The organism is Wenjunlia vitaminophila DSM 41686, from assembly GCF_000380165.1.
Classification (GTDB): Bacteria; Actinomycetota; Actinomycetes; order Streptomycetales; family Streptomycetaceae; genus Wenjunlia; species Wenjunlia vitaminophila.
Genome location: NZ_KB904680.1, coordinates 1 through 16,915, shown reverse-complemented (window position 1 = coordinate 16,915; position 16,915 = coordinate 1). Strand labels below are relative to the sequence as shown.

The 16,915-nt window shown below is 71.9% G+C and carries 15 protein-coding genes; all 15 read left to right on the top strand.

What is annotated here, in order from left to right; genetic code table 11:
- The first annotated feature begins 201 nt into the window (after positions 1-201).
- Positions 202-2,010 carry a DUF5941 domain-containing protein gene (locus tag A3IG_RS0116980; protein WP_078500600.1) on the top strand — a complete coding sequence of 603 codons (1,809 nt, stop codon included), beginning with the start codon at positions 202-204 and terminating at the stop codon, positions 2,008-2,010.
- Entirely contained in the window at positions 2,007-2,744 is a 738-nt protein-coding gene (locus A3IG_RS0116975) for a phosphocholine cytidylyltransferase family protein (protein ID WP_018384778.1), read from the top strand. Before A3IG_RS0116980 ends, A3IG_RS0116975 begins: the two co-directional genes overlap by 4 nt.
- The gene (locus A3IG_RS0116970; RefSeq protein ID WP_018384777.1) at positions 2,732-3,793 is read left to right on the top strand and encodes an iron-containing alcohol dehydrogenase family protein; all 1,062 of its coding nucleotides are present in this window, start codon (positions 2,732-2,734) and stop codon (positions 3,791-3,793) included. The genes A3IG_RS0116975 and A3IG_RS0116970 overlap by 13 nt, the downstream gene beginning before the upstream one ends.
- On the top strand, positions 3,771-4,556 hold the full coding sequence (locus A3IG_RS0116965; protein ID WP_078500598.1) for a CDP-alcohol phosphatidyltransferase family protein: 786 nt from the start codon (positions 3,771-3,773) through the stop codon (positions 4,554-4,556). Before A3IG_RS0116970 ends, A3IG_RS0116965 begins: the two co-directional genes overlap by 23 nt.
- Positions 4,557-4,624: 68 nt before the next feature.
- Positions 4,625-5,497, top strand: a complete 873-nt coding sequence (locus A3IG_RS0116960; protein WP_026220349.1) for a glycosyltransferase family 2 protein — start codon at positions 4,625-4,627, stop codon at positions 5,495-5,497.
- 72 nt (positions 5,498-5,569) lie between these two features.
- The gene (locus tag A3IG_RS0116955) at positions 5,570-6,499 is read left to right on the top strand and encodes an ABC transporter permease (protein ID WP_018384774.1); all 930 of its coding nucleotides are present in this window, start codon (positions 5,570-5,572) and stop codon (positions 6,497-6,499) included.
- Positions 6,492-7,289, top strand: a complete 798-nt coding sequence (locus A3IG_RS0116950; protein ID WP_018384773.1) for an ABC transporter ATP-binding protein — start codon at positions 6,492-6,494, stop codon at positions 7,287-7,289. Before A3IG_RS0116955 ends, A3IG_RS0116950 begins: the two co-directional genes overlap by 8 nt.
- 493 nt (positions 7,290-7,782) lie before the next feature.
- The gene (gene hpnC, locus A3IG_RS0116945) at positions 7,783-8,637 is read left to right on the top strand and encodes a squalene synthase HpnC (RefSeq protein WP_026220348.1); all 855 of its coding nucleotides are present in this window, start codon (positions 7,783-7,785) and stop codon (positions 8,635-8,637) included.
- An 8-nt stretch (positions 8,638-8,645) separates the two neighbouring features.
- A complete protein-coding gene (gene hpnD, locus A3IG_RS0116940) occupies positions 8,646-9,593 on the top strand; it encodes a presqualene diphosphate synthase HpnD (protein WP_018384771.1) in 948 nt (315 codons plus the stop codon).
- Between the two features lie 143 nt (positions 9,594-9,736).
- On the top strand, positions 9,737-11,095 hold the full coding sequence (gene hpnE, locus A3IG_RS0116935; RefSeq protein ID WP_026220347.1) for a hydroxysqualene dehydroxylase HpnE: 1,359 nt from the start codon (positions 9,737-9,739) through the stop codon (positions 11,093-11,095).
- 58 nt (positions 11,096-11,153) lie between these two features.
- Complete coding sequence (locus A3IG_RS0116930) at positions 11,154-12,218, top strand: polyprenyl synthetase family protein (protein ID WP_018384769.1); 1,065 nt, start codon at positions 11,154-11,156, stop codon at positions 12,216-12,218.
- A 279-nt stretch (positions 12,219-12,497) separates the two neighbouring features.
- Entirely contained in the window at positions 12,498-14,564 is a 2,067-nt protein-coding gene (gene shc / locus A3IG_RS0116925; protein ID WP_018384768.1) for a squalene--hopene cyclase, read from the top strand.
- Positions 14,564-15,406: a phosphorylase family protein gene (locus A3IG_RS0116920; RefSeq protein ID WP_018384767.1), complete on the top strand. Its 843-nt coding sequence runs from the start codon at positions 14,564-14,566 to the stop codon at positions 15,404-15,406. The genes shc and A3IG_RS0116920 overlap by 1 nt, the downstream gene beginning before the upstream one ends.
- Entirely contained in the window at positions 15,357-16,382 is a 1,026-nt protein-coding gene (gene hpnH / locus A3IG_RS0116915) for an adenosyl-hopene transferase HpnH (protein ID WP_018384766.1), read from the top strand. Before A3IG_RS0116920 ends, hpnH begins: the two co-directional genes overlap by 50 nt.
- Before the next feature lie 99 nt (positions 16,383-16,481).
- A partial coding sequence (locus A3IG_RS30090; protein ID WP_040911747.1) for a 1-deoxy-D-xylulose-5-phosphate synthase N-terminal domain-containing protein occupies positions 16,482-16,915 on the top strand: 434 nt, incomplete at its 3' end.

The window sequence follows — 16,915 nt, the reverse complement described above, 5'->3', positions numbered from 1 at the left end:
GTTTGGCCGGCCGGCGCTCCCCGGGTCATGATGATCAAGCCGCCGGGTGCCCCGCGGACCGCGCCGGGACACCAACGCGGCCCCGGCAATCGGATACTCTCTGTCGTCGTGCCGACGGGGGGCGTGAGACCAAGCCGTGTCGGGCGCGTCCAGGACGTCCAGTGCTGTGCGCCGCACACCCCGTGAGGGAGTGAGTTTCGACTGTCGATCGTCATCCTCACCGGACCGCCGCCGGACGCGGCGGCACCCGCTGTCGAAGAGGACCTGCGGGTGCTGGGCTTCGACGTCGTGGCGGCCAAGGACAGCGCCGACCTGGTGGCCCGGCTCGCCGACGCCCCCGACCACGGGCGTGTCGCGGTGGTGGACCGCCGTTTCGTCGGACACCGCCACGCACTGCGGCTGACGCTGACCGACCCCAGGTTCCGCGCCTCGGCGGCACCCGGCCTGCTCGCCGTGGACCCGGCGGCCCGTCCGGCGCTGCTGCGCGCCGCCGAGGCCGAGGCCGCCCGGGACGCCCAGCCGGACACCGGCCGGCTCACCGACGCACTCGCCGCGGCCGTCGAGGTCCACCGGCCGGCCCTGGGCGCCCTGGTCGCCGCCGTGCCCCAGGGCCCGGTCGCCCGGGCCGCCGCGGAACGCGCGGTGGCCGCCGTGGACGACGAGGCGGTGCGACTGCGCTGCTCGGTCAAGCCCCAGGACGGGCTCTTCACCACCTTCTGCGTCAGTCCCTACTCGCGGTACCTCGCCCGCTGGTGCGCCCGTTGCGGGTTGACCCCCAATCAGGTCACCCTCTCCTCGCTGCTGGTCGCGCTCGCCGCGGCGGGCTGCGCCGCCACCGGTGACCGCGGCGGGTACGTCGCCGCGGGCGTGCTGCTGCTCGGCTCCTTCGTCCTGGACTGCACGGACGGTCAGCTCGCCCGCTACGCACTGCGGTACAGCACCCTCGGGGCCTGGCTCGACGCGACCTGCGACCGGGTCAAGGAGTACGCCTTCTACGCCGGCCTGGCCCTGGGCTCGGCACGCGGCGGCGACGACGTGTGGGCCCTCGCGCTGGGTGCCATGGCCGTGCAGTCGGTGCGTCACATCGTGGACTCCTCGTTCAACGAGTCCGGGCGCGGCGGCCGTGACGGTGCCGCCGCCGCCCTGTCGGAACGGTTGGACGCGGTGGGCTGGACGGTGTGGGCGCGTCGGGTCGTGGTGCTGCCCATCGGTGAACGCTGGGCGGTCATCGCCGTGCTCACCGCGCTGACCACCCCTCGGGTGGTCTTCGTCGCCCTGCTCGCCGCCAGCGCCGTCGCCGGCTGCTACACGCTGACGGGACGCCTGCTGCGTTCCCGGGGCCGCGGCGCGGCTCCCGTGCGTGCCGCGCGGTCGCTCGCCGACCTCGCCGACTCCGGGCCACTGGCCGAGGCCGTCGCGGAGCGAACGGGCCCGGAAGAACGGGCGCGTTGGCTCCCCCGCGTGCCCGCACCGCTGTTCGCCGCGGCCGGCAGCGCCGCGCTGGCCTGCACCGCCTGGTGGGCGCCGGCGGGGAGCTGGTGGCCGCTGGTGGCCGCCGTCGGCTACGCCCTCTGTGCGGGTGCCGCCGTCGCCCGCCCGTTGACCGGCCCGGTGGACTGGCTGGTGCCCCCCCTGTTCCGCGCCGCCGAGTACCTGACCGTACTCGCCCTGGCCGCGACGGCCGGTGACTCCGGGGTGAACAGTGCGGTACCGGCCGCTTTCGGCCTGGTGGCAGCCGTCGCATACCATCACTACGACACGGTGTACCGCATCCGCGGCGGCACCGGCGCACCTCCACGCCGACTGGTCCGCGTGATCGGGGGGCACGAGGGCCGGTTGCTGCTGGTCACCGCCGTGGCCGCGGTCACGTACGGGCACGAAGGCGCTCTGCGGATCGCGCTGGCGGCTTTGGCCGGGGCCCTGGCCCTGGTGGTACTCACCGAGAGCGTCCAGTTCTGGACGTCCTCGCACGCTCCCGCTGCACCCGACGAAACAGGAGTTCCCGCATGATCGGCCTCGTGTTGGCGGCCGGCGCCGGACGGCGCCTTCGTCCCTACACCGACACCCTCCCCAAGGCGCTGGTGCCGGTGGACGGCGAACGGACGGTGCTGGACCTGACGCTCGGCAACTTCGCCGAGGTCGGGCTGCGGGACGTGGCCGTCGTCGTCGGGTACCGCGCGGAGGCGGTGCGCGAGCGGCAGTCCGTCCTGGAGAAGAAGTACGGCGTCACCCTGCACCTGATCGACAACGACAAGGCCGAGGTGTGGAACAACGCCTACTCGCTGTGGTGCGCGAGGGACGTGCTCACCGACGGGGTCATCCTGGCCAACGGTGACACGGTGCACCCGGTCTCCGTCGAGCGGACGCTGCTCGACGCCCGCGGCGGTGACAAGCAGATCATCCTGGCGCTCGACACCGTCAAGAAGCTCGCCGACGAGGAGATGAAGGTCGTCGTCGAGCCCGGACGCGGGATGCGCCGCATCACCAAGCTGATGAACCCGGCCGACGCCAGCGGTGAGTACATCGGCGTCACCCTCATCGAGCCCGCCGCCGCCGCGCCCCTGGCGGACGCGCTGAAGGCCACCTTCGAACGCGATCCGGACCTCTACTACGAGGACGGCTACCAGGAACTGGTCGACCGGGGCTTCACCATCGACACCGCCGCCATCGGCGAGGTGCCGTGGGTCGAGATCGACAACCACGACGACCTGGACCGCGGCCGGGAGATCGCGTGCCGGTACTGACCCGACTCATCCCCTCGCCGGCCGTGGTGGACATCCGGGACGGGGCCCTCGCCGACCTCGCCACCCTCCTGGCCGACCAGCGCATCTCCACGTCGGGGCAGATCGCCGTCGCGATCAGCACCCGCTCGGGGGCCGCGCTGCGGGACCGGCTCGCCCCCCAGTTGCCGGGCGCCGACTGGTACCCGGTGGCCGACGGGACCATCGACGCCGCGGTCGCCCTCGCCGACTCCATGCGGGGCAACCACTACGACGCGGTGGTCGGCCTCGGCGGAGGGAAGATCATCGACGTGGCGAAGTACGCCGCCGCGCGGGTCGGACTGCCCATGGTGGCAGTGGCGACCAACCTCTCCCACGACGGCATCTGCTCCCCGGTGTCCATCCTGGACAACGACGCCGGCCGCGGCTCCTACGGGGTGCCCACCCCCATCGGCCTCGTCATCGACCTGGAGGTGATCCGCAACGCCCCGGCGCGCTACGTCCGCTCCGGCGTCGGCGACGCGGTCTCCAACATCTCCGCCATCGCCGACTGGGAGCTGTCCCACCGGGAGACCGGCGACCCCATCGACGGGCTCGCCGCGGCCATGGCCCGCACCGCGGGGGAGTCCGTGCTGCGCCACCCGGGGAGCTGCCAGCACGACGAGTTCCTCGTGGTGCTGGCGGAGGGGCTGGTGCTCTCCGGCATCGCCATGTCGATCGCCGGGCACACCCGTCCTTCCTCGGGGGCCTGCCACGAGATCTCGCACGCCCTGGACCTGCTCTACCCCCGTAGGGCCGCGCTCCACGGCGAGCAGGTGGGGATCGGGGCCGCGTTCGCCATGTACCTGCGCGGGGCCAAACAGGACTCCGCGCTCATCGTCGAGTGCCTGGCCCGTCACGGGCTTCCGGTGCTGCCCCAGGAGATCGGCTTCAGCGACGCCGAGTTCGTGCGGGCCGTGGAGTTCGCCCCGCAGACACGCCCGGGGCGGTACACCATCTTGGAACACCTCAACCTGGACCACGACGCGATTCGGGACGTCTACACCGACTATGCCAAAGCCCTCAGTAGCTGAGCTGCGCCCGGTCGTGCATCCGACCGGGCTGAAAGACCGCCGGAGCGGTGAACACTGGGCCGGGCGGATCTACATGCGAGAGGTCTCGCTGCGGATCACCCGGCACCTGGTCAACGCCCGGGTGAGCCCCAACCAGCTCACCCACCTCATGGTCCTCACCGGGATCGGCGCGGGCGCGTGCCTGCTGGTGCCCGGCCTGACCGGCGCCGTCCTCGGCGCCGTCCTCATCCAGGTCTACCTGCTCCTGGACTGCGTGGACGGGGAGGTCGCCCGTTGGCGCAGCCAGACCTCCGTCACCGGGGTGTACCTGGACCGCATAGGCCACTACCTGGCCGAGGCCGCCCTGCTGGTCGGTGCCGGCCTGAGGGCGGCCGACCTCTTCCACCGGGAGGACGCCACCACCCAGTGGCAGTGGGCGTTCATCGGGACCGTCGCCGCCCTGGGCGCCATACTCATCAAGGCGGAGACCGACCTGGTGGACGTGGCCCGCTCCCGCAGCGGTCTGGCCGCGGTGCAGGACTCCGCCTCCGTTCCCCGTTCCTCCGGGATGGCCGTCGCCCGCAGGCTCGCCTCCGGGCTGAAGTTCCACCGGCTGGTCGGAGGGGTCGAGGCGTCGCTGTTCATCCTGCTGGCCGGCATCCTCGACGCCTTCGACGGCGGCCTGCTGTACACCCGCATCGCGGTGGCCACACTCGCCGCCATCGCGGTGCTCCAGACCCTGCTGCACCTGGTCAGCATCCTCGCCTCGAGCAGGCTGCGGTGAGCGCCGCCGAGGCCGGTCGGCCGGCCGTCCAGCCGTCGCCCTCCGCGGGCTCCGCCCCCGACTCCACCATGACGCTCGGTGCGGTCGTGCTCACCATGGGCAACCGCCCGGCGGAGCTGCGTGCCCTGCTGGACTCGGTGGCCGCGCAGGTCGGCCCCCGGGTCGAGGTGGTGGTGGTCGGCAACGGTGCCCCGCTGCCCGAGTTGCCGGACGGCATCCGCACCGTCGAACTGCCGGAGAACCTCGGCATCCCCGCCGGGCGGAACGTCGGGATCGAGGCGTTCGGTCCGAACGGTCAGGAAGTCGACGCCCTGCTCTTCCTCGACGACGACGGGCTGCTCCCGAGGACCGACACCGCTGCCCTGATCCGTGAGGCGTTCGCCGCGGACCCTGGGCTCGGCATCATTACCTTCCGGATCGCCGATCCGGACACCGGCGTCACCCAGCGTCGCCACGTGCCCCGGCTGCGGGCGTCCGACCCGATGCGCTCGTCACGGGTCACCACGTTCCTCGGCGGCGCCAACGCGGTGCGCACGGCCGTGATCGCCGAGGTCGGGGGGCTGCCGGGCGAGTTCTTCTACGCCCACGAGGAGACCGACCTGGCCTGGCGGGCGCTCGACGCGGGGTGGTCCATCGACTACCGGTCCGACATGGTGCTGCACCATCCGACGACCGAACCGAGTCGGCACGCCGTGTACCACCGGATGGTCGCCCGCAACCGGGTGTGGCTGGCCCGGCGGAACCTCCCCTGGCTCCTGGTCCCCGCCTACCTGAGCACCTGGATCGTGCTGACGCTGGTCCGCAGGCCTCCCCGGCAGGCCCTGGCTGCGTGGTTCGGCGGTTTCTGGGAGGGGTGGCGCACCCCCTGCGGCGCCCGTCGTCCCATGCGCTGGCGCACCGTGTGGCGACTGACTCGACTGGGCCGCCCTCCGATCATCTGACAAGCTCGACCTGAGAGCATCGGGCGCACCGGGCCGTCCTGGCCCCGCCCCTTGAGGATGAAAGTGTCAACTGTGAGCGAGACAACGCACGACGGTGCGGTCGCCCTCGGCGACCGACCGGCGAAGTCGCCCGACGACGGTCTGTCCCCGGCCGAGCTGGCGGCGAAGTACGGTCTGGCGGTCAGCGGCGCCCGACCCTCGTTGCCGGACTACGTCCGGCAGCTCTGGAGCCGCAGGCACTTCATTGCCGCCTACTCCCGGGCCCGGGTCACCGCGATGTACACCAAGGCGGGCCTGGGGCAGCTCTGGCAGGTGCTCACCCCACTGATGAACGCCGGGGTGTACTACCTCATCTTCGGTCTGCTGCTGAGCACGGACCGCGGAGTGGAGAACTACCCGGCGTTCCTGATCACCGGGGTGTTCATCTTCACCTTCACCCAGCAGTCGGTGCTCTCCGGCACCCGCTCGGTGGCGGACAACCTCGGGCTGATCCGGGCGCTGCACTTCCCGCGGGCGTGTCTGCCGATCGCGTTCACCCTGATCCAGCTCCAGCAGCTCCTGGTGTCGATGGGGGTGCTGCTCGTCGTGGTGGTCCTCACCGGTGAGGTGCCCACGCTGGCCTGGCTGCTGCTGTTCCCCGCGCTGTGCCTCCAGGCGCTCTTCAACACGGGCCTGGCCATGGCGATGGCCCGGGTCGGCAGCAAGATCCGCGACATGACGCAGCTCATGCCCTTCATCACCCGGACCTGGCTCTACGCGTCCGGGGTCTTCTACAGCATCGACCACGTGGTGGACGACGCCCCGCGCTGGGCGGAGATCGTGCTGGACCTCAACCCGGCGGCGATCTACATCGACCTGATGCGGTTCGCCCTGATGGAGTCGGTGAACTCCAGCACGGTGCCGACCCACGAGTGGGCGTTGGCCGCGGGTTGGGCCGTGGTGATGGCGGTGTTCGGTTTCGTGTACTTCTGGAAGGCTGAGGAGTCCTACGGCCGTGGCTGACGACAACACCGGTGCGCAGGGCACCGGCGACCGCATCCCCACGATCATCGTGGACGACCTGCACATCGTCTACCGGGTGCACGGCGCCGGCAGCGGCAGGGGCAGTGCGACGGCGGCGCTCAGCCGGATCGTCCGGCGGAAGGCGTCGCCGAACATCCGCGAGGTGCACGCGGTCAAGGGGGTGACCTTCACCGCCTACCGGGGTGAGGCCATCGGTCTGATCGGGTCCAACGGCTCGGGGAAGTCCACCATGCTCAAGGCCATCGCCGGCCTGCTCCCGGCGGAGCGCGGCAAGGTGTACACCGACGGTCAGCCCTCGCTGCTCGGGGTCAACGCGGCGATGATGAACGACCTGACCGGGGAGCGGAACGTCATCCTCGGCGGTCTGGCCATGGGCATGACCAACGAGCAGATCCGCGCCCAGTTCGACGACATCGTCAGCTTCTCCGGGATCAACGACAAGGGCGACTTCATCTCGCTGCCGATGCGCACCTACTCGTCGGGCATGGCGGCCAGGCTGCGCTTCTCCATCGCCGCGGCCAAGAGCCATGACGTCCTGATGATCGACGAAGCGTTGGCCACGGGTGACCGGCAGTTCCAGAAGCGCTCCGAGGAGCGGATCCGCCAGTTGCGGCGGGAGGCGGGGACGGTCTTCCTGGTCAGCCACAACAACAGGTCGATCAGGGACACCTGCAACCGGGTGCTCTGGCTGGAGGCCGGGCGGCTGGTCATGGACGGCCCCACGGAAGAAGTGGTCAAGGCGTACGAGGCCAAGATCAGAGGCAAGTAGGTCGGGACCGGGCCCCCGCGGACCGCGCGACGCGGACCGCGGGGGCCCGTGAAACGTCCCCCGTTCGGCCTCACCGCGTTCGTGATCGTGGCCATCCCCCGCGAAAGGAGCGTTTGCACCCGAAACGCGCCCCGGCGTACGCGGGAGGCGCGGCACCCGTAAGCTGTACCGGTACTGATCCAGCGCGCGCTGGTCGTTTCGGTCTGGTGCCCAGGTCACGAGGGGGCTGGCTTGCCGGGGCCGGGACCTGGCGGCGCGGCGTGTCCGCAGCGCGCTGGTCCTGGGAGACGGTGTAGAACGGGGATGTGGCGGCAATGGCTCGACGGACCATCTCCAGCGTTCCCGCCGGAGCCGGGTGCCCGGTCCGGTGTCGGAACGCGGTCCACGTCTGCCCTCCGGGCCATCCGCTGTGACGCTCGAGGACGAGCGCGACCTGCCCGGCACCCCCTCCAACGGTCCTCCCGCACCAGGCGCCGCGGCGCAGTCCCGGCAGGTGCTGGCCAAGGCCGGCGGGGAGAACTTCCCGGTGGCCCCCTTCTTCCTGCCCGCCGCGGCGCGCCAGGACCTGATGGCCGTCTACGGCTACGCCCGTCTGGTGGACGACATCGGCGACGGCGACCTGCCGCCCGGCCGGGACGACGCGGTCTGGCTGGGCCTGGAAGGCCCCACCGAGGACCGGCTCGCCCTGCTGGACGCGTTCGAACAGGACCTGCACCGGGTCTTCACCGGCACCCCGGGCCACCCGCTGCTGCGGGCGCTGCGGCCCACCGTGCTGCGGCACCGGCTCACCCCGGAGCCGTTCGTCAAACTGATCGAGGCCAACCGCCAGGACCAGCGGGTACGGCGATACGCGAGCTTCGCCGAGCTTGAGGCCTACTGCGAGCTGTCCGCCAATCCGGTGGGGCACCTGGTGCTGCGGGTCGCCGGAGCGGAGAGCCCGGAACGCGTCCGCCGCTCCGACGCCGTCTGCACCGCCCTGCAGATCGTCGAGCACCTCCAGGACGTCGCGGAGGACCTCACCAGGGACCGGATCTACCTGCCCGCGGAGGACCTGGCCAGGTACGGGGTGACCGAGGCAGACCTGGCCCGCCGCAGCGCGAGCCCGGCGGTCCGGGAACTGATCGCCTTCGAGGCCGGCAGAGCACGCGAACTACTGCATGAAGGCACCCCCCTGGTGGGTAGCGTGCACGGCAGGCTCAGGTTGCTGCTCGCGGGCTTCGTCGCGGGCGGGAACGCCGCGCTCGACGCCATCGCCGCAGCGGACCACGATGTGCTGCCCGGACCACCCAGGGCCTCGAAGTTCGGCGTGCTGCGCGAAGTGCTGGCGACCCTGCGAAGGAAGAGGTGAATCGGCGAGTGGAGGCCCCCCGTTCTCCCAGCGGCCCACGGCCGTCGCTGCCCGTCCTCGCGGCCTACGAGTACTGCGAAGTGGTGACGGGACAGCAGGCGCGCAACTTCGCCTACGGCATCAAGCTGCTCCCCCTGGCCAAACGTCAGGCGATGTCCGCCATCTACGCCTTCGCGCGCAGGATCGACGACATCGGCGACGGCACCCGGGACGACACGGAGCGGAAGGCCGTGCGGCTCGAGGAGGCCAGGGCGCTGCTGGAGCGCATCCGCCGGGGAGAGGTGCGCGAGGACGACATCGACCCGGTGGCCGTGGCGCTCGGGCACGCGGCACGGCGGTTCCCCATCCCGCTGCGCGCCCTGGACGAGCTGATCGACGGCGTGCTGATGGACGTGCGGGGCACCAGCTACGAGTCCTGGGAGGACCTGCGGGAGTACTGCCGGTGCGTCGCCGGGTCCATCGGCCGGCTCTCCCTGGGGGTCTTCGGCACGGTGCCGGGCGCCGCCGACGCCGAGCACGCCCCGGAGATCGCCGACACCCTCGGCCTCGCCCTGCAGATGACCAACATCCTGCGGGACGTCCGGGAGGACGCGCTCAACGGGCGGACGTACCTGCCGGCGGAGGACCTGGCCAAGTTCGGCTGCCAGGACGGCTTCGCCTCCGCGGAACTACCGCCCGGGTCCGACTTCACCGGCCTGGTGCGGTTCGAGGCAGGGCGGGCCAGGGCCCTGTTCGACGACGGGCTGCGGCTGCTGCCCATGCTCGACCGGCGCAGCGGTGCCTGCGTCTCCGCCATGGCCGGCATCTACCTGCGGCTCCTGACCCGGATCACCGCCGACCCGGCGGCGGTCCTGCGCGGCCGGGTGTCCCTGCCGGGGCGGGAGAAGGCGTACGTGGCGCTGCGCGGCCTCACCGGCCGGCGCGCCGGCACCCCGGCCACCAGGGGGCGGCCGTGACCACGAGCCCCAGCGACCAGACCTCCGCCGGCCAGGTGCCGGCCGGCCGCGGCCCTGAACGGACGGAGTCCGGCCTCCCCGGCACCCCGGAGCCGGGAGCCGGAGACCCCGGGAGCGGCCGTTCCGGGCAGCGACCCACGGCGGTGGTGATCGGCGGCGGACTCGCCGGGATCACCGCCGCGCTGCACCTGGCCGACCGCGGGACCCGGGTGACCCTGCTGGAGGGACGGCCCCGCCTGGGCGGCCTGGCCTTCTCCTTCCGCCGGGGCGAGCTGTGGGTGGACAACGGCCAGCACGTCTTCCTGCGGTGCTGCACCGCCTACCGGGCGTTCCTCGACCGCATCGGCGCCAGCGGCCTGGTGACGCTCCAGGACCGGCTCGAGGTTCCGGTGCTCGACGCCGGGACGGGCCGGCTGGGCACGCTGCGGCGCGCCGCGCTGCCCGTTCCGCTGCACCTGGCCGGCAGTCTGTCCACGTACCCGCACCTGTCGGCGTCCGAGCGGCTCTCGGTGGGCCGCGCCGCCCTGGCGCTGCGCGGCCTGGACCCGAAGGACCCGGCGCTCGACCGCCAGGACTTCGCGAGCTGGCTGCACGCCCGGGGCCAGTCACCGCGCACCGTCCGCGCGGTGTGGGACCTGGTCGCGGTGGCCACCCTCAACGCCCGCTGCGCCGACATCTCCCTCCAGCTCGCGGCGATGGTGTTCCGCACCGGGCTGCTCACCGACCCCGGCGCGGCCGACATCGGCTGGGCCAGTGTTCCGCTCGGCCGCCTCCACCACGAGGTGGCGGGGGCCGCGCTGGACCGCGCCGGGGTGCGGGTGCTGCTGCGCACCCGGGCCACCGCCGTGGTCCCCCACCGCGACGGGCACCGCGTGCGGACCTCCGGCCACGGCCCGGACCGGCCCGCCGAGCTTCCGGCGGACGCGGTGGTCCTCGCGGTGCCCCAGGAGCACGCCCGCCCGCTGCTGCCCGAGGGCGCGCTGACCGACCCGGAGCGGTTGCTCGAGCTGCGCCACTCCCCGATCCTCAACATCCACGTCGTCTACGACCGCAGGGTGTTGCGGCGCCCGTTCTTCGCCGCGCTCGGCAGCCCGGTGCAGTGGGTCTTCGACCGCACGGAGTCCTCGGGTCTCGACGGCGGCCAGTACCTGGTGCTGTCCCAGTCCGCGGCGCAGGACGACATCGACCGGCCCACGGCCGGGCTGCGGGCGCGTTACCTGCCGGAGCTGTCCAGGCTGCTGCCGCCGGCCCGGAGCGCCCGGGTACGGGACTTCTTCGTCACCCGGGAGCGTACGGCCACCTTCGCTCCCCGGCCCGGGGTGGGCCGGCTGCGGCCCCGCCCCAGGACGCGGGTGCCCGGCCTGTACCTGGCCGGAGCATGGACGGACACCGGGTGGCCGGCGACGATGGAGGGCGCCGTGCGCAGCGGCCAGCAGGCGGCCGAGGAGGCGCTGCGCCAGATCCATCGTTCCCCGGCGGACAACCAAGGCAGGGCAGTGTGAAAGGCAGGGCATTGACAGGCCCCCACGAACAAGCCCGGGCAGGGCAGAAGGAGACACGGTGAGTCCCGCGCAGGACGACTTGGACATCGCGGCGCTACTGGAACGCGGCCGGACCCTGGCCGCTCCGGTGCTGCGGGCCGCCGTGGACCGGCTGGCCGCCCCCATGGACACGGTGGCCGCCTACCACTTCGGCTGGATCGACGCCGAGGGCAGGCCATCGGCGGGTGACGGAGGCAAGGCGGTGCGCCCGGCGCTCGCCCTGCTCTCCGCGGAGGTACCGGGCAGTCCGCCGGAGGTCGGGGTTCCGGGTGCGGTCGCCGTGGAGCTGGTGCACAACTTCTCGTTGCTGCACGACGACCTGATGGACGGCGACGAGCAGCGCAGGCACCGGGACACGGTGTGGAAGGTGCACGGCCCGGCGCAGGCGATCCTGGTGGGCGACGCCCTGTTCGCGCTCGCCAACGAGATATTGCTGGAGTCCGGCTCCGTGGAGGGCGGCCGGGCCGCCCGGCGGCTCGCCTCCGCCAGCCGCAAGCTCATCGACGGGCAGGCCCAGGACCTGGCGTTCGAACACCGTGACCGGGTCACCGTGCAGGAGTGCCTCCAGATGGAGGGGAACAAGACCGGCGCCCTGCTGGCCTGCGCGGTCTCCATCGGCGCGGTGCTCGGCGGCGCTGACGAGGCCACCGCGGACACCCTGGAGGAGTACGGTCACCACCTCGGCCTGGCGTTCCAGGCGGTGGACGACCTGCTGGGCATCTGGGGCGACCCGGAGGCGACCGGCAAGCAGGCCTGGAGCGACCTCCGCCAGCGCAAGAAGTCCCTGCCCGTGGTGGCGGCGCTGGCGGCCGAGGGCCCCGCGGCCCGGCGGCTGGCGGAGTTGCTCGCCGCCGACGCCAAGGCGCGGGCGGCGCTGGGAGAGGAGTCCGCCGACTTCGACGAGGCGGAGTTCGCCCTGCGCGCCGAGCTGATCGAGGAGGCGGGCGGCCGGACCTGGACCGCGGACGAGGCAAGACGGCAGCACGCCAGGGCCCTGACGGTCCTGGACCGCGTCGCGATGCCGGACCGGGTCCGCAGGAATCTGGTCGCGCTCGCCGACTTCGTTGTGGTACGCCAGAAGTGATCAGATGATCTGATCCTGTGGTCATGTCCCGACGGCGCCTGGTGGTGACACCGAGCGCCCACCCCAACGACCGATCCTGAGACCGACTCCACCGCGCGGCCCTGGGAGGGCGAGACGGGTGAACGAGACGGATGTGTGAGAGACGAAACGCGTGTGACGGAATCCATGGAATGAGGCCCATGGGAAAGGAGTTAGTCACCTAGCGCCGGGCAGTACCCACGGAAGACGGCTCACCAGCCGCCTCACCCATTGCAGAAACCACCACTGCCAGGGGGAGAGATGACAGCCAAGACCGACGGCAAGGCCCAGGACGACGACAGCCGCACGGACCTGAACACCGACACCACAGACCGGGCCACCGAGGTGGCGGGTCGGCCCGCGGACGAGGAGGACCCGGGCGGTCGGACACCCGCGCGCAAGGAATCGCGGGTCCCCCAACGACGCCTGAGCAGCGAAGAGTTGGCATCCCGAGCCACCGAACGGGCCACAGCTTACCTGCTGTCACTGCAACACCAGGACGGCTGGTGGAAGGGCGACCTGGAGACCAACGTCACCATGGACGCCGAGGACCTGCTGCTCCGACAGTTCCTCGGAATCCGCACCGAGGAACAGACCCGGGCCACGGCACGGTGGATTCGCTCGCAGCAGCGGGAGGACGGCACCTGGGCGACGTTCCACGGCGGACCCGGCGAGCTGTCCACCACGGTGGAGGCCTACGTGGCGCTCCGGCTGGCCGGGGACTCGCCCCAGGACGAGCACATGGCCATCGCCGCCAAATGGGTGCGGGAACAGGGCGGCATCGCCTCGGCCCGGGTCTTCACCCGGATCTGGCTCGCCCTGTTCGGCTGGTGGCGGTGGGAGGACCTGCCCGAAGTCCCGCCCGAGGTGATCTACCTGCCCAAGTGGATGCCGCTGAACATCTACTCGTTCGGCTGCTGGGCCCGCCAGACCATCGTGCCGCTCACCATCGTCTCCGCGCTCCGTCCCGTGCGTCCCGCGCCGTTCTCCCTCGAGGAGCTGCACACCGATCCCCAGCAGCCCAACCCCAGGCGCCGGCCGGCGCCGCTGGCGAGCTGGGACGGCGTGTTCCAGCGGCTGGACAAGGCGCTGCACGTCTACCACAGGTTCGCCCCGCGCGCCCTGCGCAGGGCCGCGATGAAGAGCGCCGCCCAGTGGATCATCAAGCGACAGGAGGCGGACGGTTGCTGGGGAGGCATCCAGCCGCCCGCGGTGTACTCGCTGATGGCCCTTCACCTGTTGGGCTATCCGCTGGACCACCCGGTGATGGCCAAGGGCCTCAAGGCCTTCGACGACTTCACCGTGCACACCCCCGACGGGATGCGCTGGCTCGAGGCGTGCCAGTCCCCGGTGTGGGACACCTGTCTGGCCACCATCGCGCTGGTGGACGCGGGTGTGCCGGCGGACCACCCCGCGCTGGTCAGGGCCGCCGACTGGATGCTGGGCGAACAGGTGCTGCGCCGGGGCGACTGGTCGGTGCGCCGGCCCTCGCTGAGCCCCGGGGGTTGGGCCTTCGAGTACCACAACGAGAACTACCCGGACATCGACGACACCGCCGAGGTGGTGCTGGCCCTCAAACGCGTCGAGCACCCCGATCCGGAGCGGGTGGACACCGCGGTGCGCCGCGGCGTCGAGTGGAACCTGGGCATGCAGTCGAAGAACGGCGCCTGGGGCGCCTTCGACGTGGACAACACGAGTCCGTTCCCCAACCGGCTCCCGTTCTGCGACTTCGGTGAGGTCATCGACCCGCCGTCGGCCGACGTCACCGCCCATGTCGTCGAGATGCTGGCCGCGGTCGGCAGGGCCGACGACCCGCGCACCCGCCGGGGGGTGAGCTGGCTGTTGGCCGAGCAGGAACCCGACGGCTCGTGGTTCGGGAGGTGGGGCGTCAACTACGTCTACGGCACCGGTTCCGTCGTCCCCGCACTGGTCGAGGCGGGGCTGCCCACCGACCACCCGGCGATCCGCCGCGCCGTGCGCTGGCTGGAGCAGCACCAGAACGAGGACGGGGGCTGGGGAGAGGACCTGCGCTCCTACCGCGACCCCTCATGGGCCGGGCGGGGGGCCTCGACCGCCTCGCAGACCGCGTGGGCGCTGATGGCCCTGCTCGCGGCGGGGGAGCGCGGCCCGGCGACCGAACGCGGGGTGCGCTGGCTCGCCGAGAACCAGCGGGAGGACGGTGGCTGGGACGAGCCGTACTTCACCGGCACCGGCTTCCCCTGGGACTTCTCCATCAACTACCACCTGTACCGGATCGTGTTCCCGGTCACCGCGCTGGGCCGGTACGTCCACGGAGGCCGGCCGGAGGGCGCCGCGAAGGGAGCCTGATGACCGAGCCACCCTCACCGGGCCCGCCAGGACTGCTGCTGGTCTGCGCCCTGCGGACCGAGCAGCGGGCGCTGCGCGCCGCCCGGGGGACGCTGCGCCTGCTGCGCACCGGCATGGGCCCCCGCGCCGCGGAGGCGGCCACCCGCGCGGCCCTGCGCCCAACGGACGGTCGCACCGCCGTCCTGGTCACCGGCTTCTGCGCGGGTCTGGCACCCGGCCTGGCCCCCGGGGACGTGGTGGTCGCCACCGAACTGTGCCCGTGGACCGGGACGACCGGAGCCCGGGCCGGCGTCGAGGGGGCCGTGCTGGACACCGAGGGGGCGGTGCCCTGCCCGCGGGCAGCCCCCCTGGCGGGGATCGTGGCCGAGGTGCTGTCCCGGTCCTCTCCGGCGGCGGGCGCGGGCGGTGCCGTCCCCGGACCCCGCGCCGGCACGCGCGGGACCGTGCACACCGGGCTGCTCGCCGGCGCGGACCACGTGGTGCGCGGCCGGGAGCGGGCGGAGCTGCGCGCGGCCGGCGCGCTCGCCGTGGACATGGAGTCCGCGGCGGTGGTGCGCGCCGCCCTCGCCACCGGGCCCCGGCCGGTGGCCGCCGTCCGCGTGGTGGTGGACACCCCGGACCACGAACTCCTGCGACCCGGCACGCTCCGTTCCGGCCTCGTCGCCTACCGGACCCTTCGCGCCCTCGTCCCGGCCTTCACGGCCTGGCGCGACACGCTGGCCGACGCCCGGCGAGACCCCATCCACCCGATCAACCCCACCGCATCGTCCGCTCTCCCCGGAGGTGAGCCGAATGGCCATGCCGCTGCGTCAGACCATCCGTGTCGGGACCTACCTCTTTGAACAGAAGACCATCCGGCGGCGCGAGAAGTTCCCGCTGATCGTGGAACTCGAACCGCTCTTCGCGTGCAACCTGAAGTGCGAGGGCTGCGGCAAGATCCAGCACCCGGCCGGGGTGCTCAAGCAGCGCATGCCCGTCGCCCAGGCGGTCGGCGCGGTGCTGGAGTCCGGTGCCCCCATGGTCTCCATCGCCGGTGGGGAACCACTGATGCACCCGCAGATCGACGAGATCGTGCGCCAGCTCGTGGAGCGGAAGAAGTTCGTCTTCCTGTGCACCAACGCGCTGCTGATGCGCAAGAAGCTCGACCTGTTCCAGCCCTCCCCGTACTTCGCCTTCGCGGTGCACATCGACGGACTGCGCGAGCGGCACGACGCCTCGGTGGCCAAGGAAGGCGTCTTCGACGAGGCGGTGGAGGCGATCAAGGAAGCCAAGCGACGGGGTTTCCGGGTGACCACCAACTCCACCTTCTTCAACACCGACACCCCGCAGACGGTGGTGGAGGTGCTCAACTACCTCAACGACGAACTGCAGGTGGACGAGATGATGATCTCGCCTGCGTACGCCTACGAGAAGGCGCCGGACCAGGAGCACTTCCTCGGGGTCGAGCAGACCAGGGAGCTGTTCCGGAAGGCGTTCTCCGGGGGGAACCGGCAGCGCTGGCGGCTCAACCACAGCCCGCTGTTCCTGGACTTCCTCGAGGGGAAGATCGATTTCCAGTGCACCGCGTGGGCCATCCCCAACTACTCGCTGTTCGGTTGGCAGCGCCCCTGTTACCTGATGAGTGACGGGTACGTGCCGACCTACCGGCAGTTGGTCGAGGAGACCGACTGGGACAAGTACGGCCGGGGCAAGGACCCGCGCTGTGCGAACTGCATGGCGCACTGCGGCTACGAGCCGACGGCGGTCCTGGCGACCACGTCGTCCCTGAAGGAGTCGCTGCGCGCCGCCAGGGCGACCGTGTCGGGCAGCCACAAGTAGGGCGTGGCCCCGTACCGACAGCACCGCCGAACGACCCGCGAATCGAAGAAGACGAACGACCTGACGTACCGTGCGTGCCGCACGAGCAGGGGGTGGACCGTGACACTGCTGGAGAAGATCCAAGGACCGGACGACCTGAAGCAGGTCCCGCCGGAGCAGCTTGTTGAGCTTGCGGGGGAGATTCGTGCGTTTCTGGTGGAGGCGGTGTCGCGGACTGGGGGGCATTTGGGTCCGAATTTGGGTGTGGTGGAGTTGACGTTGGCGTTGCATCGGGTGTTTGAGTCGCCGCGGGATCGGGTGTTGTTTGATACGGGGCACCAGTCGTATGTGCACAAGGTGTTGACGGGTCGGCAGGATTTCTCGGGGTTGCGGTGTCGGGGTGGTTTGTCGGGTTATCCGTCGCGGGGGGAGTCGGTGCATGATGTGATTGAGAATTCGCATGCGTCGACGGTGTTGGGGTGGGCGGATGGTTTGGCGAAGGCGAATGAGGTGTTGGGGCGGCGGGATCGGCATGTGGTGGCGGTGATCGGGGA

What these genes read in the sequence shown, in the direction of transcription:
- A3IG_RS0116975 (WP_018384778.1), top strand. Translation starts at nt 2,007, where the DNA reads ATGATCGGCCTCGTGTTGGCGGCCGGCGCCGGACGGCGCCTTCGTCCC.
- A3IG_RS0116965 (WP_078500598.1), top strand. Translation starts at nt 3,771, where the DNA reads ATGCCAAAGCCCTCAGTAGCTGAGCTGCGCCCGGTCGTGCATCCGACC.
- A3IG_RS0116960 (WP_026220349.1), top strand. Translation starts at nt 4,625, where the DNA reads ATGACGCTCGGTGCGGTCGTGCTCACCATGGGCAACCGCCCGGCGGAG.
- shc (WP_018384768.1), top strand. Translation starts at nt 12,498, where the DNA reads ATGACAGCCAAGACCGACGGCAAGGCCCAGGACGACGACAGCCGCACG.
- A3IG_RS0116920 (WP_018384767.1), top strand. Translation starts at nt 14,564, where the DNA reads ATGACCGAGCCACCCTCACCGGGCCCGCCAGGACTGCTGCTGGTCTGC.
- hpnH (WP_018384766.1), top strand. Translation starts at nt 15,357, where the DNA reads ATGGCCATGCCGCTGCGTCAGACCATCCGTGTCGGGACCTACCTCTTT.